Below are 22,417 nucleotides of genomic sequence, written 5' to 3'. Positions count from 1 at the left end.
GCTATGGATGGCTTCACGTATTTTTCCTTCCCACTGCCGCCAGTTGGCGCAGACGCCGGGCGAGCGCCTTGGAGACGACCGGCGCGTCCTTCGCGCCACGCGCGACTTCGCTCTCGCGCAGGAACAGGGCCGTTTCGCGCGCAACGATCTCGCGCTCGTTGTCCGAGGTGATCATGTGATACGAATCGTCGAGCCACAGCGTACGCAGGAAGTTCGAGCCGATGCGGTCGATCACGTGGCGCGGATTGCGCGGGCTCGACGTTTCGTCGTCGATCGCGTGGATCACGAGCGTGTCGTTCTCGATCGCGGCGACATCCTTGCGCGCCGCGCGCGCGAGGCGCAGCGCCTGATGCAGCGCGGGCAGCGCAATCGTCGAAGGGCCGACCTCGCTGAAGTCGCTGCGCTGCATGGCGCGCGCGATTTTTTTGCGCAGCGCTTCGTTGCGCACGCCGAACGGTTCGGCCTCGCGGTAGCGGTAGCGGTGGCGCAGCGGCGTGAAGTATGCCCAGTCGAGCAGGAAGCGATACCACGGGATCGCCCAGCCGTCGTAGGCGAGCGTGAGCGAGAGCAGCACGAGCGACTGCGCGGCGGGCCGTTCGCGAATCAGGCGCAGCGCAAGCGCGCCGCCGATCGACAGCCCGCAGATCGAGACGCGCTCGTAGCGCGCCGCCAGCGCGTCGAACTCGCGTGCGGCGTTTTCGACCCATTGTTCCATCGGCAACTGGCCGGTGCCGGCGCTGTAACCGTCGATGACGGGAGCGCATACCGTGAACCCTTCGCCCTGCAGATAGCGCGCGAGATAGCGCAGCTCGATCGGCGAGCTGGAGAGCCCGTGAAGCATGAGCACGGCGTGGCCGTCGCCTTCGCAGAAGAAGCGCGTGGATTGCACGGCTGGCGCTTCGGCAGCGGCCAGCTCCATGTCTAGCGTCGCCATCTCAGCTCTCCGTGCGCAGCACGAGAAAATCGCCCGCGTGAGTGGTGAAGCGTTCGCAGTTGCAATTGACGTGCCGGTACTCGCGCCTGGGCTGCTCGCTGCGCAGACGCACGCGATGATGGCCCGGCGACAAGGCGTGCGTGAGGCGCTGCACGTCGTCGGGATGCAGCGCGTCGAAGAGCGGGCCGGGCGCGACTTCGGCGGCGGCCGGCAGCGCCTGCGACATGCTCTGTCCCACGCTTGCGCGCTGGGCGGCATTGCGCTCGAGCCCCTTGATGAGGATGAAGCCTTCGTGATGCTGCGCGAGATGCCGCAGCAGGCGATGCGTTTCGTCGACGGCGCGGCGCGCCAGCGCGCGTTCGTTGTCGTGACGCAGCAGCATTTCGTAGCGGGACTGGGCGACCGAGGTGATCAACTGCGCGCGAAACTGCTCGCGCCGCAGACGCTCGATCAGCGTGATCACGATGATCGTGACGAGCGGGTACGACACCATCAGGATCACATCGCGGGTGTCGAGGAACGTAATGTAATTGTAGGGAGGCACGAACATATAGTCCGCAATGGCCAGACCCAGCACCATCACGGTCAGCGCAGGCGCGAGGCCGAGGAAGTATTCGACCAGCGAAGCGGCAATACAGAACGTCGTGCCCGGCATCATCGGGCCGAGCAGGGGATGCAGTGCGAAGCGGATGGCGCTCGCGAGCACGAGCGCGCCAGCGGCAATGCACCACCGGCGCGGGCCTCTTGGCGCCCAGAGGCGGGCGTTACGGACTTTCATGGTTTCCCGGGTCGCCCGCCGCGTGACGGGCCGTCGCGCGCGTATTGCGCATGGGCAATCGCTGACGCTTTAGTTGTAAGCAGTGCAAGGAATTCGACAGGAACGGCAAACGGCGCGGCGGTGACCGGCCTGTCACCGTCAGCCCTCTGACGATTTTTGCGTGTCCCGAATGTTACCACTGTTTACAATCATCGCATCAGCCGTGCGAGGCCGCCGGGAAACCGTGGGGAGCTTTAGTTTAGACGTCAGGATTCCACGTCGGCAAGGCTGAATATTCCGGTCTTGTCGTTATACGAAAAGATCTCGGCGTAGCGGCCCCAGGCAATCACGGTGTCGAGCGTTTCCTCTGCGGCGTCGTCGGCAAGCAGGTCCTCCAGTTCCTGCTCGAAGCGCACGCGCGGGGCGCGATGTCCGGGGCGCTCATTGAGCACCGTGCTGATCCGCGCGGCCAGCGGCACATTGCGTAGCAGGTGTTCGGCAAACATCAGCTTGCGCTCCTGCGTGCTGAATTCGTTGAAGGTCTTGCCCGCGTGCGTGAGCACCACGTCGCCTTCGCTGACCTCCGCGAAGCCGAGGTGCTGCAGCATTTCCGCGACCGGGAAGAGCTCGTTGACTTCCAGTTGCAGCGTTCGCGCGATTTCCGGCATGTCCGCGCGGCCGTTGTAGGGCGCGGCGGCCAGCGTTTCGATCAGGCCCGCCATCAGGTTGACCGACACGCCCGGCAGCCAGCTGCCCGGCTCGAGTTCGGGTTTGGCCGGCGCGCCCGCCTGGCGCGCGGTCATTTTCGCGTAGATGTCGTCGACGAGCGCGCGGAACGCCGGGTCGAGACGATTGCGCGGGTGCTTGAACGCCACCGGAATTTCGGCTACCACGCGGCCCGGGTTCGACGACAACACGAGTATGCGGTCGCACATGAATACCGCTTCCTCGATGTTGTGCGTGACGATCAGCACCGACTTGATCGGCAGGCGGCCTTGCGTCCACAGGTCGAGCAGGTCGGTGCGCAGCGTTTCGGCCGTGAGCACGTCGAGCGCGGAAAAGGGCTCGTCCATCAGCATCAGCGTGGGGTCGACCACCAGCGCGCGCGCAAAGCCCACGCGCTGACGCATGCCGCCCGAAAGCTCGCGCGGATAGGCGTTTTCGAAGCCGTCCAGACCGATCAGGTCGATGGCGGCGAGCGCGCGCTTGCGCCGCTCGTGCGGGCCGACGCCGATCGCCTCCAGGCCGGCCTCGACGTTTTCCAGCACCGTGAGCCACGGGAACAGCGCGAAGGTCTGGAACACCATCGCGACGCCTTCGGCAGGACCGCGCAGCGGCTTGCCGAGATAGGTCACGTCGCCGCTGGTGGGCGGAATCAGGCCAGCGATGATGCGCAGCAGCGTGGACTTGCCGGAGCCCGAGCGGCCCAGCAAGCCGACGATCTCGCCTTCACGCAGCGTGAGGTCCACGTCGTCGAGCACCAGTTGCTCGCTCGGGTTCTTGCCGAAACCGCGGCACACGTGCTGGACGCACATCACTTCCTGGCCGGTGCGGGGCCGCGTCTGCGGCATGTCGGGAGCGATCGTTTTGAGGTTTTGCATGAGATTGATACTCAATCAAGGCGAAGACAGGACTCGGCATACACGTACAACAGCCGGTTCATGGTGAAACGAAAAGGGCGTGAAAGGAAATGTTCAACTCACGGCCGCGACCAGGGAGTGCCTCGCTTTTTCAACGATGGCGAATCTTCGTGACCGGAGTTTGGCAGAACTTAGGAAAGCCGGGACTTGATGCGGCGCCACAAGTCTTTCCATGGGTGGCGGCGGGCAGGTTCGAGCGACAGCAGCGCTTCGTAGTGCGAGCGCGCCTCGTTGAGGTGAGGCAGATGCGACAAAAGCAGACCGAAAATCATGATGTTTCTCCGGACGTCTGGCGTGTATGGGCGAGTGCAAAGCCCGCAGACGTTCGGTCGCCGCGCAGTCGGCACGGTCGCAGGGGTCTACGTGCTTTCCTCGGACGAGTTCGAAGGCAAGCGGTAAGGGCGACTGTCACTGTCGGGCATTTCGGCTCCTGTTCATGCTGGGGGCAGGCGAACGGCGGCTGCGGGCGCAAGCGCTCGCGAGGTTGTGCCAATGCATATGCGAGCGAAGCCCGCGCCGGCATGGCGCTATGGTTTGGGGTGCACGAGGGAAGACTGCTACGGCGCGCACCGTCTGCCTGCTGGCAGGACGGCGGCTCGGGAAGGGGAGCGGATGTCCTGCCGGTCAGGCAGCGAAACTGTTCGAAGATCGACTACTGCTACTGTCCAAGGCATCGGCCCCATTGAGAAGACGGGCGAATTCTAGTCTCGGTAAAAACACCAAGTCAACCCAAATTGCTAAGCAGAGCAGAGATTCAATTCTGAAGGTTGGAGAAACGCGATTGAAAGGATTCGGGGTCTGCGGGACTGTTACTGGCTGATCTCGTCTTTATGCTTTTTTTACTTGCATTTTTGTCCGCGTGCCCAATACAATCCGCCCCGTCATAGCAAAGGAGTCCTCCGTGGACGTATGTTCTAGTAGTGGAAGTCCGATGCCGGCCAGCGCCGGCAGCACCACCGCGAGATAGTCGCCGCAGGTTCACTCCTTCGCCGCTAACTCGCTTACGCCGGGTTAGCGCGCTTCGTTACTGACTGGTCTCAGTCGCTTTGCGACCAGTCTGCCAGCAGCACGCTCCCTCTTGTCGATTGCCATTTGCAAGCTTGCTTGCAGGAATGGCTGCGCATTCGCATTTCGTCCGCTTTTGAAGCGGTCAACGCGGAGGGATGATGTTCGTCTTTCTCTTTCCTGTCTTTCAGCTGCGCGCGTTGCGGGCTGTCTGCCGTCGCGCACGGATGCTCGTGGCCGCGGCGGCGCTTGCCTGCCTGCACGGCTTCGCATTCGCGGCTGCGGTTCGCGCCACGCCTGCCGGCGTGCGCCGCCGTACGATGCACGTTGCACGCGGCGCCGCGCATATGGCGGCGCGCGGTGCACTGCGCACCGTTCACGCCGGACAGCCGCTCACGCCCACGGGTTACGTGCTTCTCGGCGCGACCGTGGCCGCGGCCGCACTGGTTTGGCTGCTGTGCGCGTCCGCTTGCGCCTGCACCTCCGAGCCGGAGCGTCCTTTATGGCGGTATTCGCGCTTCGCGTAGAAAACCTGCGCGCCGGACACAGTTTCATCAAGCTTCGCAGGCACGCTCTGCGTTGAATAGCGGCCTCGTCCGCAACTTACCAAAGCCCCACAAATACTATGAAAAACATCTTCAAGAGCAGGCTGCTCGGTTCGGGCGCACCCATTACGCTGAGCGCGGTTCTCTCGCTTGGCGTCGTGCCCGCGGCCTTCGCACAGACCAGCGGCGAAAATGCGCCCGCTCAACCGGCTTCGCCCGCTGCTCCTGCTTCGTCAACCGGTGCAGCGGATCCGCAACAAGCGCCCGCTGCCGACCAGAACGCAGCCGCGCCGACGGGCCTTTGGGAGCGCTCGAACCTCTTCGGCGATATGGGTGGCCTGCGGCCCTGGCTCGCCCAGTACGGCTTGTCGTTCGGCCTGCAGGAAACCAGCGAGTACATGGGCAACGTGAGTGGTGGAACGAGTCGCGGCGGCGCCTATCAAGGTGTGACTGAGTTCAGCCTCGGCATGGACACGCAGAAGGCGTTCGGTTTGCCTGGCGGCATCTTCAACGTGTCCGGCTTCCAGATTCACGGCACGAGCCTGACTGCGCGCAACCTGCAAACGCTGCAGAACGCGAGCGGCATCGAGGCCGATGCCTCGACCCGCCTCTGGGAGTTGTGGTACCAGCAGACGCTGCCCGGCGGCAAGGTCGACGTGAAGGTCGGCCAGCAAAGCCTCGACCAGGAGTTCATGGTCAGCCAGTATGCGAATCCGTTCATGAACGCGACGTTCGGCTGGTCGGTGCTGCCGTCCGTCGATCTGCCCGCGGGCGGCCCCGCGTATCCGCTTTCGTCGCTCGGCGTGCGCGTGCGGGCCGCGCCAACGGACGCGATCACCGTGCTCGGAGGTGTATTCGACGGCAACCCGGCGCCGGGCGATGGCGACCCGCAAAAGCTCAACGCGAGCGGCACGAATTTCAACCTGGGCAATGGCGCGCTGGTGATCGGCGAGATTCAGTATGCAATCAACCAGCCGCCCGCCGATAATTCGGATCCCAAACCAGGCGGGATGCCCGGCACCTACAAGCTTGGCTTCTGGTACAACAGCAACCGTTTCGCCGATCCGGCGACGGGCGTGACGGGCGTGGGTGGCCCGGTTAGCCATCGGGGCAACTACAGCATCTATGCCGTGGCGGACCAGATGGTCTGGCGTCCGGGCGCCGAAAGTCCGCAGTCGGTGGGCGTGTTCGCGCGCGTGATGGGCGCGCCCGGCGACCGCAACCTGGTCGACCTCGGGGTCAACGCGGGCGTGACGCTCAAGGCTCCGTTCAAGGGACGCGACAACGACGTGGCCGGCCTTGCCGTCGGCTACGCGCACATCGGCTCGCACGCGCAGGACTATGCGAGCGCCCAGGCGGTCTCGACGCCCGGCTACCCGTCGCGCAGCGCCGAGACGGTTCTGGAAGCGACTTACCAGTATCAGATCGCGCCGTGGTGGCAATTGCAGGCGGACTTTCAGTACTTCTTCCGGCCGGCCGGCGGCATTCCGGACCCGCAGAATCCGTCGCGGCGCATTGGCGACGAGGCGGTGTTTGGCCTGCGTACGACGGTCGCGTTCTGACTGGAGGACGGCGCTCCTGCCGCTGGATTGGCGGCGGCAGGCCTGTGCAGGATGACGAAGCGTTGCGTGGCCTGCGTGAATATTTGAGCGAAAGGCGAGGGAAGATACCGATTGGTCGGACTTGTGATTGATCTAGACTCCAGGGGCGAGTGCTGCGCGGCTATTCGATGCGGCACCAGTTTTTTAAACGCAGATTTCGTTCCATGAAGCATCCGATCCAGGGATGGCTTTTGGGTGCCTTCCTTCTCGCGCTCGCCAGCGTCTCGGCGGCCGAACCCGCCAAGGCGGCGCACACCCAGAAGCCTGTCCAGAAGCACGTTCAAAAGCACGTCCAGAAGGACGCGAAGAGCCACGCCCCGAAGCACGCCGTTGCGGCCGCACCTGCGCCGGCGGCGCCATCCGTCTCTTTGCCCGCCATTGCGAAGCGCTTCGAGTACCAGTCGCCGTTTGAACGGCAGTACGACGCGCATCTGGCGAAAACCACCGCCGCAACGCCTGGCATTCCGGACGATACCGACGCCACGCTCGATCCGGGGACCAACGGGACGCGCACACCGGGCGCCCAGGTCGACAGCAATGGGATCCCCAACCAGGCGCTCCACCCACAAACGCCGCCGCTCGTCACGGTCGGCGACTGGGATCTCTCCGCCGATGCGCATCTTCCGCTATCGCGCTCGCACGACAGGGGGGCGGCGATTAGCGCCCGGCATGGGTTCTAACGCGCCAGGCGAACATCCCCCGCCACCCACTTCCTTACCGCCGCGAGGTAATTGGTAAGGCATTGCCGTTGTGACACGTTGCTCCCGGGAATGCGAATGAGGCGAGTCAGTAAGCTGACAAGCTCAACTACCGCAAAAAAATCCCCGGACCCACGCCCCATGTCACAACGACGCCCAACCTGTTCGCGCATCCTGGGTCAGCTCCTGCTCCCTGTGCTCCTCAGCTCGACGCTGATGCTGCAGGGCTGTGCGACGACCGCGGAAAATATTGCCCTGGGTTTTGGTATCGGCTCCGTCGGTACCATCTCCGCCCTGGGTTGCCTGCTCGCCTGCCAGATGAACGACGCGCGCTGGTAAGCGGCGCTCAGTAATACATCCAGCGCCCGTACTGCGGCGACCAGTACACCCAGCGTGCCGGCGGTTGCTGGTACTGCGCGCCCCACGGTGCGGGCGGCGGGTAGTAAGCGGGCCGGGGCTGCGCGTACACGGGCTGCTGCTGCTGCGGGTATTGCTGCTGGGCGTATTGCTGCGCATACACCGGCTGCTGCTGCGCATAGGCAGGCGGCTGCTGTGCGTAGGCCGGCCGTTGCTGCGCATACGGCGGCTGCTGGGCATAGCCATACGGCTGGGGCGGCGGCGCGTATTGCTGGGCTTGCGGCGGGACCTGTTGCTGGACCCGCGGCTGTGCCGGTTGGTAGTAGGGTTGGGCGTAACCCTGGCCCTGCGTCGAGTAGATCTGCGCGGAGCGCGGCGGCTCCGGTTCGTCGACGGTTTCGTCGTTCGCCAGCGACTCCGGCGGCGCGACGTCGTCCTGCGCGGGCGGCGTTGCCGCCACCGCACGACGGTTCGCGCTCGCCTGCGCGTAGGCGTGCGGCTGCGATTGCGGTTGCGGTTGCCGGGCGGCCGCAGCCGGCGCTGCGTTGGCGCCTTTCGCAACGGTGGCGTGCGCGTTCGTCTGCTCGGGAGCGGGCGCCGCCGCTGCGGCCGGAGCCGCTGCGGTGGAGTCCTGGACGTCTTGTGCCTCCTGAGTCTCTCCCGCGCGTTGTTCGCTTTGCGCGCCTTGTCCATCCGCGAGCGGCTTGACCACGACCGGCACGGTCATGACCGTCGAGACTTCACCCGCGTCGCTATACGAGTGCTTGATGTCGAGGATGGGCTTCTGCGCCGCCGTGCCGCTTGTCTTCTTCACTGGCGCAGCGGCGGGAGCCGCCGCCTGCGCCATCTCCTCCCTGGCTGCCTTGTAGCCCCGGTCATAGGCCGCCTGGACTTCGCGGTCCTGCGCCGCGGCGTCTTCTTCCTTGCTATACGCGTGTGACGCTGCCGATACTGCGCAGCCCGTTGCGAGCAATGCGATGGCCGTCGCGTGCCGTGCGGTCGTGTCCATTGAGGGACCTCTAATTCTGTTTTTCGATGACTTCATCGTACTACGCGGCTGATGACATTCAAGCGGCGGGAAACCCCCTGGGTATGCCGCCGAACGCAAGCGCTCACCCGGGCGACGCTTGCGCCAGCAACCACTGCCGGAATGCCGCCAGGCGGCTCTGCCTGATGTCGGTCGTGCGGCACGAAATACGTCTCGAGTTCCTTGACCTGATGGCTGATCGCCGATGGCGTGAAATGGAGTTCGCGTGCCGCGAGCGCGAAGCTCTGGAGCCGTGCTGCGGCTTCAAAGGCGCGCAGAAGCGCAAAATTCGGAATTTTGCGCACTTGCCGGATAGGGCGGGGTTTTGGTGAGATATTTCATTTTGCTTTCGATCTTTGCTGCCGACGTTAGCTCTGCCCGAGTGGCTCGCATGTAGCATGCGGAGCGCGTCCTCCGCAGCCCGACGCAACCTTCGTCCCAGGGCAGCGGCGTTCATTGCATTGCGCTGAGCGGGCTGCGCGATGAGCAGTCCCCATGCGGCTAACACGGGATGTACGTCTCTTCCTCGCCAGCGACGTCACCGGCGCGGAACTTTACATCGACGGCGGCTTCACTGCGCAATATGCTCAGTTGAATGCAGATCCGAAGAGCTACTACTGGGTGACGACGAAGGACAACGTGAGCCTCGTCCACCCGAATAGCGACTTCGTAGGACGGCAGGTCAAGGGTAACAGAACCACCACTCGTTCCGCGACGGCTACACGAACCGCTTGGTGTGGGTGCTGAGCATGCGCAAGTTATCTCGATTCCAAAAGAGTTGCCGATGCCGAGTAGCCGAGTTGCGTCGCCGCCCTTTCTGCGAGCGCGAGGAGCGCGTTGTCCGTCGTTGGCGTAGGCGGCACGACGTAGAGATCGGCGATATCGGTCACCGGATCGCTGAACGGCGTTGGCGCGCTGCGCTGGGCGCGCAGAAAATCGCGCATCGGCGCGGGGTCCGCGAGCCCCAGAAAGCGGCTGACGCTCGCTATCGTCGTGTCCGCATCCTCGATGAGATTGCGATAGCCGATCGTTAATGTTTGCTCCTTCGGGATTTCAGCGAAGAAGTCGATGATCTCGATCACATACTGACCCCACACGCGCACGCCGTCGTTGACCGACCCGATCCAGTGCTTGCGCACCAGCGAATTGGCGACCCAGCCGGGATCGCGATGCAGATGGATGAAGCGAGCGTTGGGCAGCAATTCGTGGATGAGCCTCAGGCACGACCCGGAGCGCGGCAGGCGCTCGATTGCGCCGATCCGGCCGGAAAGAATCGTCGGATCGGCGTAAGGCGGATGCTTGTCGCCCCAGATCGGCGCCGACATGGCGAGTTCTTCACGATAGAAGCGCTCGACCCAGGCGCCGAGCGTGCGCCGGCTATAAGCGTTGAAGCGGCCGCGACAGGCCGCGCCAAGAAGATCGGGGCGCTGGCTGCCCACCTCCAGCATGTCCTTGACCAGCGCGAAAACGCGGCATTCGTTGGTCAGCTGGATGTGTGGGTGCGCATTGAGAACCGAGCAGAGAAACGTCGTTCCCGAGCGGGGTGCACCGACAATGAATAGCGGAAAAGAATGCATTCTGCCCTCGCCCCTGTTGCGTCCTGCGCCATTCCTTCGTTTGCCCCGATCTTACCTGCCTACGCTGGCGCGAAACTGACGCCGCGATGGCCAGGGTGACAAAGCGCTGGCGGCCGGGCTACCGGGCAGCGTGAACGCTAGCGCAGATTCGCCTCGAAAAACGCGAGCACGCTTGCATCGAACTGCTTATGAAACGCGACCCGGTCGAAGCCGCGCTCATCCACGCAGATCTCCGGCACACTCTTTTTCATGCCCGCTGGGCAGGGCGCAAGAAAGGCGAAATGCGCCGAGTCGGGCACGTAGTGGTAGTCGGGTTTTCGCGGCAGCGTGTTGGCAAGCGCAGGCGCGTTGTGGGGCAATACGCCGTCGCCGCCATATTGCGAAGCCCACACCTGCATGGGCGCCGTCACGTTCTTCAGGTCGCTCGCGGCGGGGAATTCGTTGAGCGGATCGGCGAGTACGAATGCCCTGATGCGCGCGTCGACTGGCAGCGGTTGCGTGGGTAGCTCGCCACGCGCGATCTCGTCGCAGACTGGCGGCCTGGGGTCCGGGCACGGCACATCGGCGTGCTTGAAGTCCGGCGCGCCGCCCGCTAGCACCAGACCCGTATAGCCGCCGCGCGAAAAGCCAAAGAAACCGATGCGCTGCGGGTCGATCTTCACGGCGTCGGGCGCGGCGCCCAGCATGTAATCGATCAGGCGTTTGATATCGGTCGGCCGCTCGACGAACACGGACAGATCGCCCGAGCGGCCCGGGTCGGCGAACGAATCGCCGGGATGATTGATTGCGGCCACAACGAAGCCAGCATCGGCCAGCACTTCGGCAAGGTCATGGTGGCCCAGAAACGAACCCGTGTGGCCGTGCGAAATGACGATGAGCGGAAGTTTGTCGCCAACGGTCGGACAGTCGCCCCGCCCGTGCAGGATGTATGGACCGAACGGCACGTCTTCGGCGGGCTCGGCGCATGGCGTCCACACCATGGCGTTCAAGGCCGGGCCGTTGGCGTCGGCGGGGATGTCGAGGCGCTTGAAGCCCGCCGCGTGTGCGACCGCGGTGAACAGGCACAGGAGTACGGTCAATATCTGGGCCGCGGCGTACGGCAGTATTTTGCGGGTTGTTTTCATGGCGCTTCCGGAGGAAGTCGGGAAGAAAGAACCGGATACGAGGAGCCCGAATGCGCGGCACTTTCCGCACTGCAAGGTGACGCATCCTGGCTTTCTGCTGCGTGTGCGATTGAACAACTGGTCAAGCAGCCGAAAAACGCAGCAATCGCCGCTGCAAACCGGCTTTTCATGACAGTTGAGCCTCGATCGCCGCCTTGTCGATGACCGACCAGACCTGCGCGATCTTCCCGTCTCGCCAGGCGTAGAAGACATTCTCCGAAAACGCGATGCGCCGCCCATCGACAGGCAAGCCGAGAAAGACGTGTCGGGGCGTGCAATCAAAGCGTAAGCGGCTGGCCACGAGCGGCGGCTCGGCGGCCAGCAGTTCGATGTCGAAGCGCAAGTCGGGTATGTCGCGAACGTCCTGTTCCAGCATGGCGCGATATCCCGCGAGGCCAAGCGGACGGCCGTTGTGGATCGCGTCCTGAGCGACGAAATCCACGAGGGAGGCCCAATCGCGCCGGTTCAGGCAGTCGATGTAGCGCCGGTAAAGGGTGCTCAGTTGCTGTGCGTCCAATACGGTCTCCTGATCGGATGACGAAGCACACGCGATGGTAGACGAAAGCGGCGTGAGGGGCCTCGAACGCGCCGTATGGGCATTCGAAGTGCGCGCACTGAGGCGCTCTCAGCACGCACGCGAAAGCTTGTGGCGACCCGAAAGACTTCTAACCGAGGCACGACATGGACAAGGCCCCACGTACCCAAAATCCTCTCCGCAGCGAGAACCGGCCAAGCGGACCCAAGGGGCGGGCTTCCCTTATGCCTCGGGCGGCTGGGGATCGCTGAAGGCGGTCACGCGGATTCTCGTGCAGGAAAAGACCGTCGTGCGCGACGCGAAGATCCTGCCGCATCAAAACAAGCCCGATGGTTTCATGTGCGTGAGCTGTTCGTGGGCGAAGCCTGCGCATCCGCACCCCTTCGAGTTCTGCGAAAGCGGTGCGAAAGCTACGGCGTGGGACACCACACCCAAACGCGCCGACCGAGCATTCTTCGAGCGGCACACCGTGGGCGAACTGCTCGAATGGCACGATCACGAACTCGAAGACGCGGCCGTTTGACCGAGCCGATGCGCTACGACGCGCAGAGCGACCGCTACGTGCCCGTCGCCTGGGAGGAGGCATTCGCGGCGATCGGCGCGCAGCTGCGCGGCTTCGATCCAGCTAGCGTCGTGTCGTGTTCTACACCTCCGAACGCGCGTTGCTGGAAACGTCGTGCATGCTGCAGCTGTTTGCGCGCATGTACGGCACCAACAATATGCCCGATAGCTCGAACATGTGTCACGAGAGTACGAGCGTGGGCTTGAAGCAGGCCATCGGCGTGGGCGTGGGCACGATCGGCCTCGAGGGCATGAGCAATGAAAGACATATCGACACTCGCAGTGGTGCGAAGAGAGAACGCGTGCACGCTCGATGCACGCATTCTGCTCGACGAGATGAGCGCCACGCTGGCGCTCTACCGTGGGGACAGCGTGCAGTCGCAGTTCTACCTGGGCGACCTGAGTTCGGCGCGCAGCGCCTTTGTCATGGCGCGCACCATGGATGGTCTCGCGATCGGCTGCGGCGCGCTGTGCCGCTTCTCGTTCGAGGTGGCCGAATTCCAGTGCCTCTACCGGCGGCCCGAATGGCCGGGAACCGGCACGGCGATTCTCCGTTTTCTCGAGACGGTGGCGGCCGGGGCGGGCTATCGGCGCGTCATTCTTCAGGCGCGCGACACCAACCGGCGCGCGATCGCGTTCTATCAACGGCACGGTTACGAGCCGGCGGAGCCGTTCGCGGACCGTGCCGGTTTGAGCGAGGTGCGGTGCTTCGCGAAGGCGCTGCCGCTCCTCGCGGACGAATGACGCTGCCGCGCCGCCCGCACGAGGGGAGGCACAGAGGTTGCGCGAATGCGCGGTTGGTGCGCGGGCAGCGGCCCACGCAACGCCGCAACCATCGACGAGGAGGAAAGTCTTCCGATGCCGGAGGAAGCACCGTGGTTTTTGCTGATCGGCGTGCTGCTGATGTTCGTGGCGCTCGCGCGGGGCCCGATCGCGCGTCTGCCGCTGACGGGCGCGATGATTTATCTGGCCGTGGGCGTGATCGTCGGGCCGGGTGTGCTCGGTCTCGTGCACGCCGATCTTGCGCAGAACGTGCGTACGCTCACTGTGGTGGCGGAGGCCGGGCTCGTGATTTCGCTGTTTTCCGTGGGCATGCACTTGCGCGTGCGGCTGCGCGACCGGCTCTGGCGCTTGCCGCTGCGCCTGGGCGTGCTGGCCATGGCGCTGAGCGTCGCGCTGATGTACGCGTTCGGGTTGGCGCTGGGCGTGGCCAGCGGCGTTGCCTTGTTTCTTGCCGCGGCGCTTGCACCGACCGACCTGGTGCTCGCCAACGAGTTGCGCGTTCATGAAGCCGGCGACGCCGAGCCCGTGCGATTCGCGCTCTCAGGCGAAGGCGGCCTCAACGACGGCGCGGCGATGCCGTTCGCGCTGCTCGGTCTCGCGCTGTGCGGCGTGCCCGGCGCCAGCACGCAGAACGCGGCGGCATTCGCCGCGTGGGTGGCCTGGGGCATCGCCGGTGCGCTCCTCGTGGGCGCCGTGCTCGCCACGCTGTGCGTGCGGATCGTGTTCCATCTGCGTACGCGCTATGGCGAAGCGGTGGGCCTCGACGGCTTCATCGCGATCGGCCTGATGTCCGTGACCTACGGCGTGGCGCTGCTGCTGCACGCGTACGCGTTCGTGGCCGTATTCGCCGCGGGCGTGGCGCTGCGCCACGAGGAACTGCGCGCGACGGGCGAGCGCCGGCCGGCCGAAGCGCTCGAAAGCGTGCAACTCGGCGAGCGCACCGAAGTCGCGAAAGACCCGCAGCGCGCCCACGTCTGGCTTGCCGAAGGCATGACGGGTTTCACGCTGGAAATCGAGCGGCTGGCCGAGTTCTCGGTACTGCTGATCATCGGCTGTGTAATTTCCGCGCATTGGCGCGAGATGCTCGATCTGCGCCCCGTGCTGTGCGCACTCGTGCTGGTGTTCGTTGCGCGTCCCCTGGCCGTGTTCGCGGCAATGACGGGTTCGCACGCGGACGCGCCGCAGCGCGTGCTGATGGCGTGGATGGGCATCCGCGGCGTGGGCGCGTTTTATTACGCGGTGTGGGGTATCGACGAGGCCGGCGATGTGCTGCGGCCCGTGCTGCCCGCGGCACTCGACGCGATCGTGCTGTCCGTCGTGCTGCACGGCGCGACGGCCGGCTACGTGCTCGAACGCTATTACCGGCGTCAGGAAGCGCACGCGGCAGCGGAGCGCCGCGTGCGCGCGAGGGAAGCATTCGACTAGCCGGCGGCGGAGCGGCAGGCATCGATGCAAACCTGAGCCGAGCCGTATCCACGCCGATCGTCACGGCACGCGCCGCTGCGAAATGTCTTCGAGCGTATTGGCGATGCGCTCGCGCTGTGCGCCGTCGCAGCGCGTGGCGATGTCGCCGAGCGAGAGCGTGCCCACCAGCTCGCGTTCGTGGTTCACCACCGGCAGCCTGCGCACCTGCGCCTCCGCCATGCGGCGCTGGACGACGTTCACGTCTTCATCCTCATAGCACCACTGCACGCCCGAGGTCGCCACGTGCGAGACCGTTTCCTCGCCCGTGCAACCCTGAGCGAGCCCGCGCATGGCGAGATCGCGGTCGGTCACCATGCCGACGATCTGCTCGCCGTCGCACACCGGCAGCGCGCCGATGTCGTGGTCGCGCATGAGTTCGGCGGCGTGCCGGATCGTCGTATCGGGCGCGATATGCACGACCTCGCGTGACATCACTTCGCGAACCTGGGTCATTGTCTTCTCCTTTCGTGGTTGTCGTACCTCTTCTCAAGAAAACGCGCCGCGTGCTCGACGCGCTCCGGCGGCACGTGCGGCGGGGGATCGCCTTCGGGCAGCGGGGGCGGCGGGCGGTCGTCCGGCTGCGGCGGCAGCGGCGGGCGTTGCGGGTCGTCCAGTGGATCGGGCGGCGGCAAATGAAACGACGTCGTGAAGGCATACAGCATCGGCATGAAGAACTCCCGTGGAGAGGTCATGGCGGTTAGTGATGAGACTTTGCGGCGTTATTGCGGTTTGGACACTTTCAGGTCGTTCGTCACGTAGACCACGCCATCGAGGTCGTGGACCACGCTTTCGGCCTTGTCGCGCTGCGCCTCGTCGGGCACCGTGCCCGTGAGCGTGACGGCGCCGCGCTGGGTGGTGACGTGGACGTCGCTGGAGTTCACGCCGTCTGTGGCCATCAGCGCGGCCTTCGCGTGGGCGGTGATGAACGTGTCGCTCGCCTCGCCGCCGTAACCCGGATTGCCCGCCGCGAGATTGTGCTGCGGCAACTGGTTGGGCCGCGCAATGGGAGGCGATTCGGCGCTGGCGGCCCGCGGGCGACTCTGGGAAAGCGCTACCTGCGCGCCGAGCACGACACAGAGGCCGGCGAGGCCCGCGCGCAAGGCGCATTGCAACGGGTACATGACTGCCTCCTTCGCTTTGAGAGCCGCAGGCTGCTTCTCCCGCAACGGGCGTGCCGCGGGACCCAGTGCTTCCTGGCACCCGGTGCTGCCCGGGACCCGCGTCGCCCTCGCCAAAACCGGCTCGGGCACAGCCGGTGCGCATACGCCGTGAGACCTTTTCAAAGGAGCCGGCAATGCTTTACTACGCGATCGTTTTCTTCGTGATAGCCATCATCGCTGCTGTCTTCGGGTTTGGCGGGATTGCGGCGGGCGCCGCGAGCATCGCCAAGATTCTGTTCGTCGTCTTCGTGATTCTCTTTCTGGCAAGCCTGCTGTTTGGCATTACGAGGCGGTAATCCGTCCCCGGTGTCGGTCAAGGCGCCACTTCGCCTGGGCATGTACGATGCGCGCGCCGGGGGGAGAGCGGCATGGAACCGTTGAAAATCGTGGTCATCGCCGCTTCGCGCGACGGCTTTTCCGCGCTGCGTACACTCGCGGCCGGGTTCCCGGGCGATTTGCCGGCTGCCGTGTGCGTGGTTTTGCATGTTGGTCGCCACAAAAGCACGCTGCCCGAACTGATGTCGCGCAGCGGCCCGCTGCCCGCCGCCCACGCCGCCGACGGCGAAGTGCTGCAGGCGGGCCGCATTTACGTGGCGCCCCCCGACCGGCATCTGATCGTCGAGAAAGGGCGCCTTCGGCTCTCCGATGGCGCACCCGAGAACTTCTCGCGGCCCGCCGCCGATCCATTGTTTCGCAGCGCCGCCATGGCGTATGGTAGCGAGGTGGTCGGCGTCGTGCTGAGCGGCGATCTCGACGATGGCGCGGCGGGCCTCGCAGCGGTCCGTGCGTGCGGTGGTGCGTGTCTCGTGCAGGATCCGCAGGAATGCGAAGCGTCGTCCATGCCTGCCGCGGCCCTGCGCGCAGTAGACGGCGCGGCGACGGTGGCCGGCATTCAGGACATGGCTGCCGCGATCGGCGACGCCTTGCGCGCGGCGCCATTGGCTACCCTGGCTAAGGAGCGTGCCATGAAAGCGGGCTCGCAAACTGAAGAAGAGGCGCGTGTTGCCGCGCGCGGGTTCGTTTCGCCCGAAGAGCTCGACATCGTCGGCGAACGCACGGCCCTCACGTGCCCCGAGTGCGGCGGTACGCTCTGGCAGATCAAGGACGCACGTCCCCACCGTTACCGTTGCCACACGGGTCACGCGTTTTCGGAGATGTCGCTGGAGGAGGGCATCGTGAGTCAGGTGGAACGCGCACTGTGGACCGCGGCGCGGTCCGTCAGGGAGCACCTGGTGTACGCCCGCGAGCGCAAGGACTGGGCTCAGCGTTCCGGCGACAGCGACGGCCTCGTGGTCGAAAGCGCGCGCGTGGCGAGGGCCCAGGAACTCGAAGCCATCATGCTCGAAGCGCTACGCGCGGTGGCGCGTACTTCCGGCGCAAGCGGGTGAGACGCGAGGGGCAGGTTGGTCGGCATGCATTTCAGGAGTCCATCGGTCATGAAAATCACCTTTCCCGAAGGCCCGGTCGAGTACGACACGGAGGAACTCGCGCTAACCTTTGTTGCGGTGGCGGATTCCGTGCCGGTGGACTGTGCCATTACGGCTGAAGCGCTGGAAGACCGCTTCGGCGCGCGATCGCTGCGCGAACCCGATCTGCGCCAGGCGTTCCACCGCAACCGCGACGCGATCGAAGCGGCGGCCGCCCGCCTCATCGAAGAGACGGACGGCAAGCCCGTGATGCTTCACAGCGGCTATTTGCGCATGTACGGCGCCGGCAGGCACTGACTACTCACCCGCGCCCGCGCCTGCCTTGCAACGCGCAATCTGCTTCTTCGCCTCTTCGACCACGCGTTCCGGCGTGAAGCCGAATTTGGTCTTCAGCGCCTTGAGCGGCGCGGAGGCGCCGAACGTGTGCATCACGATCTGCGAGCCGAAGCGGCCAACGTAGCGATCCCAGCCGAGCGTCGCCGCCTGCTCCACGGCCACGCGTGCATGGATGTGCGGCGGCAGCACCGAATCGCGGTACGCCTCGTCCTCCAGTTCGAACACGTCCCACGAAGGCATCGAGACCACGCGTGCCGCGATCCCCTCCTGTTTCAGCGTCTCATAGGCGGCAATGCACAGCGAAACTTCGCTGCCCGTGGCGAGCAGCAGAACTTCGGGCTGCTTGCCGTCGGGCGCATCGGCGAGTACGTATGCGCCGCGCCGCACGCCTTCTGCGCTCGCGTATTTTTTGCGGTCGACGGTGGGCAGCGGCTGGCGCGACAACACCAGGCAGGCCGGTCCGCGCGAACGTGCGAGCGCAACGCGCCAGGACTCGGCGACTTCGTTGGCGTCGGCGGGGCGCAGCGTGAGCAGGCCCGGCACAGCGCGCAGCGAGGCGAGCTGTTCGATCGGCTGGTGCGTTGGCCCGTCTTCGCCGAGGCCAATCGAATCGTGCGTGAACACGTAGACCACTGGCAACTCCATGATTGCGGCGAGCCGGATTGGCGGCTTCATGTAGTCGCTGAAAATCAGGAACGTCGACGCGAACGGCCGCAAGCCCGAAAGCGCGAGGCCATTGGAGACCGCGCCCATGCCGTGCTCGCGAATGCCGAAGTGCAGGTTGCGGCCGTCGTAATGGTCGCGCTCGAAACTTCCGGCGCCCTCGAACTTGAGATTGGTTTTGGTGGACGGCGAGAGATCGGCGGCGCCGCCGATCATCCACGGCACGCGTTGCGCAATGGCGTTGAGCACCTTGCCCGACGACTCGCGCGTGGCCATGCCCTTGTCGTCGGCCTCGAAGGTGGGAATATCGGCGTCCCAACCCTCGGGCAGCTTGCCGTCGAGCATCAGGCCCAGTTCCTTCACTAGCTCGGGATAGCGCTTCGCGTAGTCGTCGTAGCGTTGCTTCCATGCCTCGTGCGCCGCCTTGCCGCGTGCGCCCATGCCTTGCGCGAAACGTTCGTACACGCCATCGGGTACGAGGAAATGCGCGTCCTCCGGCCAGCCGTACGCGCGCTTGGCAAGGCGCACCTCGTCCTCGCCCAGCGCCTCGCCGTGCGCCGCCGCCGTGTCCTGCCGGTTCGGCGCGCCCCAGCCGATGATGCTCTTCACCACGATGAGCGTCGGCTTGTCGGTCACGGCCTGCGCTTTTTCGATGGCGGCTTCGATGGCCTTCGTGTCGTTGGCGTCGTCCACGTGCAGCGTGTTCCAGTGGTAGCCGCGAAAGCGCGCTTCGACATCGTCGCTATAAGCGAGGTCGGTGTGGCCCTCGATCGTGATGCGGTTGCTGTCGTAGAACCAGATCAGATTCGACAGGCCCAGATGGCCCGCGAGTGAAGCCGCTTCGTGCGAGACGCCTTCCATCATGTCGCCGTCGCCGCACACCGTATAGACGCGGTAGTCGAAGATTCTGGCGTCGGCGCGATTGAAGTGCCGCTCCAACCAGCGGCCGGCCATGGCCATGCCCACGCTGTTGCCGAGCCCCTGGCCGAGCGGCCCCGTGGTCGTCTCGACGCCCGTGGTCATGCGGAATTCGGGGTGCCCCGGCGTCACGCTGTCGATCTGGCGAAAGTGTTTGATATCGTCGAGCGAGACGGCGGGCTTGCCCGTGAGCTTGCCTTTCTCGTCGACGGCTTGCACGCCCGTGAGATGCAGCAACGAGTAGAGCAGCATTGAAGCGTGGCCGTTCGAGAGCACGAAGCGGTCGCGATTGGGCCATAGCGGCGCGGCAGGGTCGTAACGCAGATGATGCTGCCAGATCTGGTACGCAAGCGGCGCGAGCGCCATGGGCGTGCCGGGGTGGCCGGAATTGGCCTTTTGCACGGCGTCCATCGACAAGGTGCGGATCGTGTCGATGGCGAGACGGTCTAGATCGGACGGGTCGGCCCGGGTGGGCCTGGCGTTCGGCGTGGCATTCGATGGCATGGGCTGGACTCCTCGGCAGGGGCGCGCTGCAAGCGGGCGGCAGTTCGCAAACAGGTCGATGCGCAAATGCGGTGCCGGCCCCCGCACCGCATTTCGATGCCAGACAGGCATAGCCATTGCGGTTCGACACTATCACGTCCGTCCTTTTCGGATACCGAGCCGATGCAACGAAAACCGCACCACCAGATCGTTGTCGTGACCGGCGCCGGCGCCGGCGTGGGCCGCGCCGTTGCCGAAGCCTTCGCGCACGCGGGCTACGACGTCGCGCTGCTTTCACGCGAACCCGAGCGGCTCGTGCGCGCCGCCGCGCAATTACAGGCCGCTTATCGTGGCATGCGCGCGCTCGCGGTGCCCACCGGAACGATTCAACGACGCGGCGCTCGTCGAAGGGCGCGGTTTGCAAGGCACGCGTTCTGCGCGCTTCGTGAGCGCAAATACAAGGAGCCTGCCATGAACAGCACGCTGGACCCCGACAACGACCTTCCCAAATCCTTGCCGCCGGGGCACGACACCGGCTCGCTGGGCCCGGGCGACTCATCCGATAGCGGCAGCGACACCCAGGGCGCGAAGCGCCACGAATTCGACCACGACACCGAACTCGACAATCACGCGCTCGAAGCGGGCGAGGACGAAGCGCAGAGCGACACCGATAGCGCAGGCACGGGTGAACGCGCCGCGGCAGACGGCGACGAATCGCTGGAGCCCGACGGCGACGTGCGTCCGGATCGCATCGACGATCTGGGCGATGTTTAAATGAGTGGGCGCCGACGACAGGGCTGTTGTGACTGGCGCCCGCATTTCTGCCGCATGTGCTGCCCCAGCACGGCCACTGTTACCGATGCGCCGTGTCTTTCCCGCCAGGTCGGCGGCATAAATTTCCGCACAGTCATTCATTGTCACGCCGCAGTTGCTTCGGTGTGCGAAGTCATGCGATGCTCTCGTTGCCCGGGATCCGGCGATGCCATTGCGCATCCAGCCGGACCCGCACGCCGCAAACAAACGGCGTGAACGGGCCGGTGCGAGGAGACCAGCGAAGTGCCCCAACACCACGGAGGCAACATGAGCACGCAGCTGCAATCTCGCACCCACGCCGCATCGCCAAACGATGCGCATCGCATTCAAACAAGCTTACAGTCACTCCCGCCCCGAAAGTCACCGCAGCGTTCGCGAACCGCCATCAGTGCGGCCAGTGTCGCCATGCTTTTGCTCGCCTGTGCAAACTGTTTCGCCGACACCCAGGTGGGCGCGCCGCTGCCGCCCGCGCCCGATATTCTGTATGGCGATCTTTTCGTGGCGGTGCAGACCGCGCAGATCTTCCCCGACCAGAAGACCTTCGTCGATTCGACGCCGAACACGGACCCCGCAACCATCGTTCAGCTCTACGAAGCGCAGAAGAACCAACCGGGCTTCTCATTGCTGAATTTCGTAAACCAGTACTTCACGCCGCCGCCGGACCAGAGCATCACGCCGCCGGCGGGGCAGACCTTGCGTCAGCATATCGACTGGCTGTGGACCGGTCTTACGCGCACGACCACGTCGGCGCCCGACAACAGCTCGCTCGTGCCGCTGCCGAAGCCGTATGTCGTGCCGGGCGGGCGCTTCAGGGAAGGTTATTACTGGGACACCTACTTCACGATGCTCGGGCTCCAGGAGTCGGGCCATGAAGATCTCGTCGACGACATGCTCGATAACTTCGCCTACATGATCAACACCTTCGGCCATATTCCGAACGGCAATCGCACCTATTATCTGAGCCGCTCGCAACCGCCGTTCTATTCGTACATGGTGGAGATCGCGGCGCAGAAGGAAGGCAACAGCGTGTATCAGAAGTACCTGCCGGCGCTGCGCAAGGAGTACGCGTACTGGATGCAGGGCGCGAGCAGCACGCCGCGTGGGCAGGCCACGCGCAACGTGGTCGTGCTGCGCGACGGCACCGTGCTCAACCGGTACTGGGACGAACTCGACACGCCGCGCGACGAGTCGTATATCGAAGACGTGCAGACCGCGCAGCAGTCCACGGGCCGCCCCGCCAACGAGGTCTACCGCGACCTGCGCGCCACCGCCGAAAGCGGCTGGGACTTCAGCTCGCGCTGGTTCGGCGACAACCAGAACCTCTGGACCGTGCGCACCACGTCGATCATTCCCGTCGATCTGAACAGCCTGCTGTTCCATCTGGAGACGACGATCGTGCGCGCCTGCACGGTCGCACGCGATTTCGGCTGCGTGGGGCAGTTCGCCGGTTACGCGGCGCGCCGCGCCGAAGGCATCAACCGTTATCTCTGGAACAACAAGGGGTACTACGGCGACTACGACTGGCAACTCGGCAAGTCGCGCGACAACCAGACGCCCGCGATGATGTATCCGCTGATGGCGGGCGTGGCGTGGCCCGAGCGCGCGAAGAAGACGGCGCAAACGATGCAAAGCGTGCTGCTCCAGCAAGGCGGGCTCGCCACGTCGACCTACAACACCGGCCAGCAGTGGGATGCGCCGAACGGCTGGGCGCCGCTGCACTGGATCGCCATCCAGGGCCTCAAGCAATACGGGCGCAGCGATCTCGCGCAGCCGGTCGGCACGCGTTTTCTCGCCGATGTCGAGAACGTCTATAACACGCAGCAAAAGCTCGTCGAGAAATATATCGTCGAGGGCGCGGGTGAAGGCGGCGGTGGGGGCGGCGAATACCCGTTGCAGGACGGCTTTGGCTGGACCAACGGCGTGACGCTGATGCTGCTCGATATGTACGGGGGCGGGCAGTAGCGGTGAGA

At 65.2% G+C, this 22,417-nt stretch carries 23 protein-coding genes and 3 pseudogenes; 13 read left to right on the top strand and 13 right to left on the bottom strand.

Annotated features, from left to right (window positions below; all coding sequences use genetic code 11):
- Positions 1–13 precede the first annotated feature (13 nt).
- The 4 genes from AB4Y44_RS07755 to AB4Y44_RS07740 all read right to left on the bottom strand — a co-directional run bounded on the left by AB4Y44_RS07755 (position 14) and on the right by AB4Y44_RS07740 (position 3,603).
- A complete protein-coding gene (locus AB4Y44_RS07755; protein WP_342923163.1) occupies positions 14–919 on the bottom strand; it encodes an alpha/beta fold hydrolase in 906 nt (301 codons plus the stop codon).
- Positions 920–935: 16 nt separating this feature from the next.
- Positions 936–1,712, bottom strand: coding sequence for a DUF4118 domain-containing protein (locus AB4Y44_RS07750; RefSeq protein ID WP_324150712.1), 777 nt, complete (start codon positions 1,710–1,712; stop codon positions 936–938).
- Positions 1,713–1,957: 245 nt separating this feature from the next.
- Positions 1,958–3,292, bottom strand: coding sequence for an AAA-associated domain-containing protein (locus tag AB4Y44_RS07745; RefSeq protein WP_368699150.1), 1,335 nt, complete (start codon positions 3,290–3,292; stop codon positions 1,958–1,960).
- A 170-nt stretch (positions 3,293–3,462) separates the two neighbouring features.
- Positions 3,463–3,603, bottom strand: coding sequence for a hypothetical protein (locus tag AB4Y44_RS07740; RefSeq protein ID WP_342923147.1), 141 nt, complete (start codon positions 3,601–3,603; stop codon positions 3,463–3,465).
- Positions 3,604–4,494: 891 nt separating this feature from the next.
- Between AB4Y44_RS07740 and AB4Y44_RS07735 the strand changes: the two genes are divergently transcribed.
- The 4 genes from AB4Y44_RS07735 to AB4Y44_RS07720 all read left to right on the top strand — a co-directional run bounded on the left by AB4Y44_RS07735 (position 4,495) and on the right by AB4Y44_RS07720 (position 7,519).
- Positions 4,495–4,863 carry a hypothetical protein gene (locus AB4Y44_RS07735; protein WP_368699149.1) on the top strand — a complete coding sequence of 123 codons (369 nt, stop codon included), beginning with the start codon at positions 4,495–4,497 and terminating at the stop codon, positions 4,861–4,863.
- 98 nt (positions 4,864–4,961) lie between these two features.
- The gene (locus AB4Y44_RS07730) at positions 4,962–6,443 is read left to right on the top strand and encodes a carbohydrate porin (RefSeq protein WP_368699148.1); all 1,482 of its coding nucleotides are present in this window, start codon (positions 4,962–4,964) and stop codon (positions 6,441–6,443) included.
- Between the two features lie 203 nt (positions 6,444–6,646).
- The gene (locus AB4Y44_RS07725) at positions 6,647–7,162 is read left to right on the top strand and encodes a hypothetical protein (RefSeq protein ID WP_368699147.1); all 516 of its coding nucleotides are present in this window, start codon (positions 6,647–6,649) and stop codon (positions 7,160–7,162) included.
- Positions 7,163–7,321: 159 nt separating this feature from the next.
- Complete coding sequence (locus tag AB4Y44_RS07720; protein WP_133183144.1) at positions 7,322–7,519, top strand: hypothetical protein; 198 nt, start codon at positions 7,322–7,324, stop codon at positions 7,517–7,519.
- A 7-nt stretch (positions 7,520–7,526) separates the two neighbouring features.
- On the opposite strand, the gene AB4Y44_RS07715 is transcribed toward AB4Y44_RS07720, so the two are convergent.
- The 5 genes and pseudogenes from AB4Y44_RS07715 to AB4Y44_RS07695 form a co-directional block, all read right to left on the bottom strand.
- Positions 7,527–8,546: a hypothetical protein gene (locus AB4Y44_RS07715; protein ID WP_368699146.1), complete on the bottom strand. Its 1,020-nt coding sequence runs from the start codon at positions 8,544–8,546 to the stop codon at positions 7,527–7,529.
- A 185-nt stretch (positions 8,547–8,731) separates the two neighbouring features.
- Positions 8,732–8,869, bottom strand: a pseudogene (locus AB4Y44_RS07710) (LysR family transcriptional regulator); the annotation flags it as partial.
- 453 nt (positions 8,870–9,322) lie between these two features.
- Complete coding sequence (locus AB4Y44_RS07705; protein ID WP_368699145.1) at positions 9,323–10,141, bottom strand: sulfotransferase; 819 nt, start codon at positions 10,139–10,141, stop codon at positions 9,323–9,325.
- A gap of 137 nt (positions 10,142–10,278) precedes the next feature.
- Positions 10,279–11,265, bottom strand: coding sequence for an alpha/beta hydrolase family protein (locus AB4Y44_RS07700; RefSeq protein ID WP_368699144.1), 987 nt, complete (start codon positions 11,263–11,265; stop codon positions 10,279–10,281).
- A gap of 166 nt (positions 11,266–11,431) precedes the next feature.
- Positions 11,432–11,821 carry an ester cyclase gene (locus AB4Y44_RS07695; protein ID WP_368699143.1) on the bottom strand — a complete coding sequence of 130 codons (390 nt, stop codon included), beginning with the start codon at positions 11,819–11,821 and terminating at the stop codon, positions 11,432–11,434.
- Between the two features lie 265 nt (positions 11,822–12,086).
- On the opposite strand from AB4Y44_RS07695, the pseudogene AB4Y44_RS07690 reads away from it, so the two are divergent.
- From AB4Y44_RS07690 to AB4Y44_RS07680, 3 genes and pseudogenes are all read left to right on the top strand, one after another.
- Positions 12,087–12,648: pseudogene (locus AB4Y44_RS07690) on the top strand (formate dehydrogenase); the annotation flags it as partial.
- Between the two features lie 10 nt (positions 12,649–12,658).
- A complete protein-coding gene (locus tag AB4Y44_RS07685) occupies positions 12,659–13,144 on the top strand; it encodes a GNAT family N-acetyltransferase (protein ID WP_368699142.1) in 486 nt (161 codons plus the stop codon).
- Between the two features lie 114 nt (positions 13,145–13,258).
- Positions 13,259–14,608, top strand: a complete 1,350-nt coding sequence (locus AB4Y44_RS07680; RefSeq protein ID WP_368699141.1) for a cation:proton antiporter — start codon at positions 13,259–13,261, stop codon at positions 14,606–14,608.
- Positions 14,609–14,668: 60 nt separating this feature from the next.
- On the opposite strand, the gene AB4Y44_RS07675 is transcribed toward AB4Y44_RS07680, so the two are convergent.
- The 3 genes from AB4Y44_RS07675 to AB4Y44_RS07665 are packed head-to-tail and all read right to left on the bottom strand — an operon-like array spanning position 14,669 to position 15,768.
- Complete coding sequence (locus AB4Y44_RS07675; RefSeq protein WP_133183161.1) at positions 14,669–15,100, bottom strand: CBS domain-containing protein; 432 nt, start codon at positions 15,098–15,100, stop codon at positions 14,669–14,671.
- A complete protein-coding gene (locus tag AB4Y44_RS07670; protein ID WP_342923137.1) occupies positions 15,097–15,315 on the bottom strand; it encodes a hypothetical protein in 219 nt (72 codons plus the stop codon). The genes AB4Y44_RS07675 and AB4Y44_RS07670 overlap by 4 nt, the downstream gene beginning before the upstream one ends.
- Before the next feature lie 51 nt (positions 15,316–15,366).
- Entirely contained in the window at positions 15,367–15,768 is a 402-nt protein-coding gene (locus AB4Y44_RS07665) for a BON domain-containing protein (RefSeq protein ID WP_368699140.1), read from the bottom strand.
- Positions 15,769–15,941: 173 nt separating this feature from the next.
- On the opposite strand from AB4Y44_RS07665, the gene AB4Y44_RS07660 reads away from it, so the two are divergent.
- The 3 genes from AB4Y44_RS07660 to AB4Y44_RS07650 all read left to right on the top strand — a co-directional run bounded on the left by AB4Y44_RS07660 (position 15,942) and on the right by AB4Y44_RS07650 (position 17,531).
- Positions 15,942–16,103: a DUF1328 domain-containing protein gene (locus tag AB4Y44_RS07660; RefSeq protein ID WP_342923135.1), complete on the top strand. Its 162-nt coding sequence runs from the start codon at positions 15,942–15,944 to the stop codon at positions 16,101–16,103.
- Positions 16,104–16,175: 72 nt separating this feature from the next.
- Positions 16,176–17,195 carry a chemotaxis protein CheB gene (locus tag AB4Y44_RS07655; RefSeq protein WP_342923134.1) on the top strand — a complete coding sequence of 340 codons (1,020 nt, stop codon included), beginning with the start codon at positions 16,176–16,178 and terminating at the stop codon, positions 17,193–17,195.
- A gap of 48 nt (positions 17,196–17,243) precedes the next feature.
- Positions 17,244–17,531 (top strand): DUF1488 domain-containing protein, encoded by a 288-nt coding sequence (locus AB4Y44_RS07650; protein ID WP_342923133.1) that lies wholly within the window; start codon positions 17,244–17,246, stop codon positions 17,529–17,531.
- On the opposite strand, the gene tkt is transcribed toward AB4Y44_RS07650, so the two are convergent.
- On the bottom strand, positions 17,532–19,655 hold the full coding sequence (gene tkt, locus AB4Y44_RS07645; protein WP_368699139.1) for a transketolase: 2,124 nt from the start codon (positions 19,653–19,655) through the stop codon (positions 17,532–17,534). It abuts the gene before it with no gap.
- Positions 19,656–19,721: 66 nt separating this feature from the next.
- On the opposite strand from tkt, the pseudogene AB4Y44_RS07640 reads away from it, so the two are divergent.
- From AB4Y44_RS07640 to treA, 3 genes and pseudogenes are all read left to right on the top strand, one after another.
- A pseudogene (locus tag AB4Y44_RS07640) lies at positions 19,722–20,000 on the top strand (SDR family NAD(P)-dependent oxidoreductase); the annotation flags it as partial.
- A gap of 105 nt (positions 20,001–20,105) precedes the next feature.
- Positions 20,106–20,408, top strand: coding sequence for a chemotaxis protein (locus AB4Y44_RS07635; RefSeq protein ID WP_368699163.1), 303 nt, complete (start codon positions 20,106–20,108; stop codon positions 20,406–20,408).
- Between the two features lie 306 nt (positions 20,409–20,714).
- Positions 20,715–22,409: an alpha,alpha-trehalase TreA gene (treA, locus tag AB4Y44_RS07630; protein WP_368699138.1), complete on the top strand. Its 1,695-nt coding sequence runs from the start codon at positions 20,715–20,717 to the stop codon at positions 22,407–22,409.
- Positions 22,410–22,417: the final 8 nt, after the last annotated feature.

It is taken from the genome of Paraburkholderia sp. BR10937 (genome assembly GCF_040965695.1).
In the GTDB taxonomy this organism is placed as follows: Bacteria; Pseudomonadota; Gammaproteobacteria; order Burkholderiales; family Burkholderiaceae; genus Paraburkholderia.
Note: the sequence above shows the minus strand (reverse complement) of the source record. Positions and strands in the feature narration are given on the sequence as shown.

Bases quoted from the DNA above. Each gene is read 5' to 3' on its own strand.
- AB4Y44_RS07755 (WP_342923163.1), bottom strand. From the start codon at position 919: ATGGAGCTGGCCGCTGCCGAAGCGCCAGCCGTGCAATCCACGCGCTTC.
- AB4Y44_RS07750 (WP_324150712.1), bottom strand. From the start codon at position 1,712: ATGAAAGTCCGTAACGCCCGCCTCTGGGCGCCAAGAGGCCCGCGCCGG.
- AB4Y44_RS07745 (WP_368699150.1), bottom strand. From the start codon at position 3,292: ATGCAAAACCTCAAAACGATCGCTCCCGACATGCCGCAGACGCGGCCC.
- AB4Y44_RS07740 (WP_342923147.1), bottom strand. From the start codon at position 3,603: ATGATTTTCGGTCTGCTTTTGTCGCATCTGCCTCACCTCAACGAGGCG.
- AB4Y44_RS07735 (WP_368699149.1), top strand. From the start codon at position 4,495: ATGATGTTCGTCTTTCTCTTTCCTGTCTTTCAGCTGCGCGCGTTGCGG.
- AB4Y44_RS07730 (WP_368699148.1), top strand. From the start codon at position 4,962: ATGAAAAACATCTTCAAGAGCAGGCTGCTCGGTTCGGGCGCACCCATT.
- AB4Y44_RS07725 (WP_368699147.1), top strand. From the start codon at position 6,647: ATGAAGCATCCGATCCAGGGATGGCTTTTGGGTGCCTTCCTTCTCGCG.
- AB4Y44_RS07720 (WP_133183144.1), top strand. From the start codon at position 7,322: ATGTCACAACGACGCCCAACCTGTTCGCGCATCCTGGGTCAGCTCCTG.
- AB4Y44_RS07715 (WP_368699146.1), bottom strand. From the start codon at position 8,546: ATGGACACGACCGCACGGCACGCGACGGCCATCGCATTGCTCGCAACG.
- AB4Y44_RS07705 (WP_368699145.1), bottom strand. From the start codon at position 10,141: ATGCATTCTTTTCCGCTATTCATTGTCGGTGCACCCCGCTCGGGAACG.
- AB4Y44_RS07700 (WP_368699144.1), bottom strand. From the start codon at position 11,265: ATGAAAACAACCCGCAAAATACTGCCGTACGCCGCGGCCCAGATATTG.
- AB4Y44_RS07685 (WP_368699142.1), top strand. From the start codon at position 12,659: ATGAAAGACATATCGACACTCGCAGTGGTGCGAAGAGAGAACGCGTGC.
- AB4Y44_RS07680 (WP_368699141.1), top strand. From the start codon at position 13,259: ATGCCGGAGGAAGCACCGTGGTTTTTGCTGATCGGCGTGCTGCTGATG.
- AB4Y44_RS07675 (WP_133183161.1), bottom strand. From the start codon at position 15,100: ATGACCCAGGTTCGCGAAGTGATGTCACGCGAGGTCGTGCATATCGCG.
- AB4Y44_RS07670 (WP_342923137.1), bottom strand. From the start codon at position 15,315: ATGCCGATGCTGTATGCCTTCACGACGTCGTTTCATTTGCCGCCGCCC.
- AB4Y44_RS07665 (WP_368699140.1), bottom strand. From the start codon at position 15,768: ATGTACCCGTTGCAATGCGCCTTGCGCGCGGGCCTCGCCGGCCTCTGT.
- AB4Y44_RS07660 (WP_342923135.1), top strand. From the start codon at position 15,942: ATGCTTTACTACGCGATCGTTTTCTTCGTGATAGCCATCATCGCTGCT.
- AB4Y44_RS07655 (WP_342923134.1), top strand. From the start codon at position 16,176: ATGGAACCGTTGAAAATCGTGGTCATCGCCGCTTCGCGCGACGGCTTT.
- AB4Y44_RS07650 (WP_342923133.1), top strand. From the start codon at position 17,244: ATGAAAATCACCTTTCCCGAAGGCCCGGTCGAGTACGACACGGAGGAA.
- tkt (WP_368699139.1), bottom strand. From the start codon at position 19,655: ATGCCATCGAATGCCACGCCGAACGCCAGGCCCACCCGGGCCGACCCG.
- AB4Y44_RS07635 (WP_368699163.1), top strand. From the start codon at position 20,106: ATGAACAGCACGCTGGACCCCGACAACGACCTTCCCAAATCCTTGCCG.
- treA (WP_368699138.1), top strand. From the start codon at position 20,715: ATGAGCACGCAGCTGCAATCTCGCACCCACGCCGCATCGCCAAACGAT.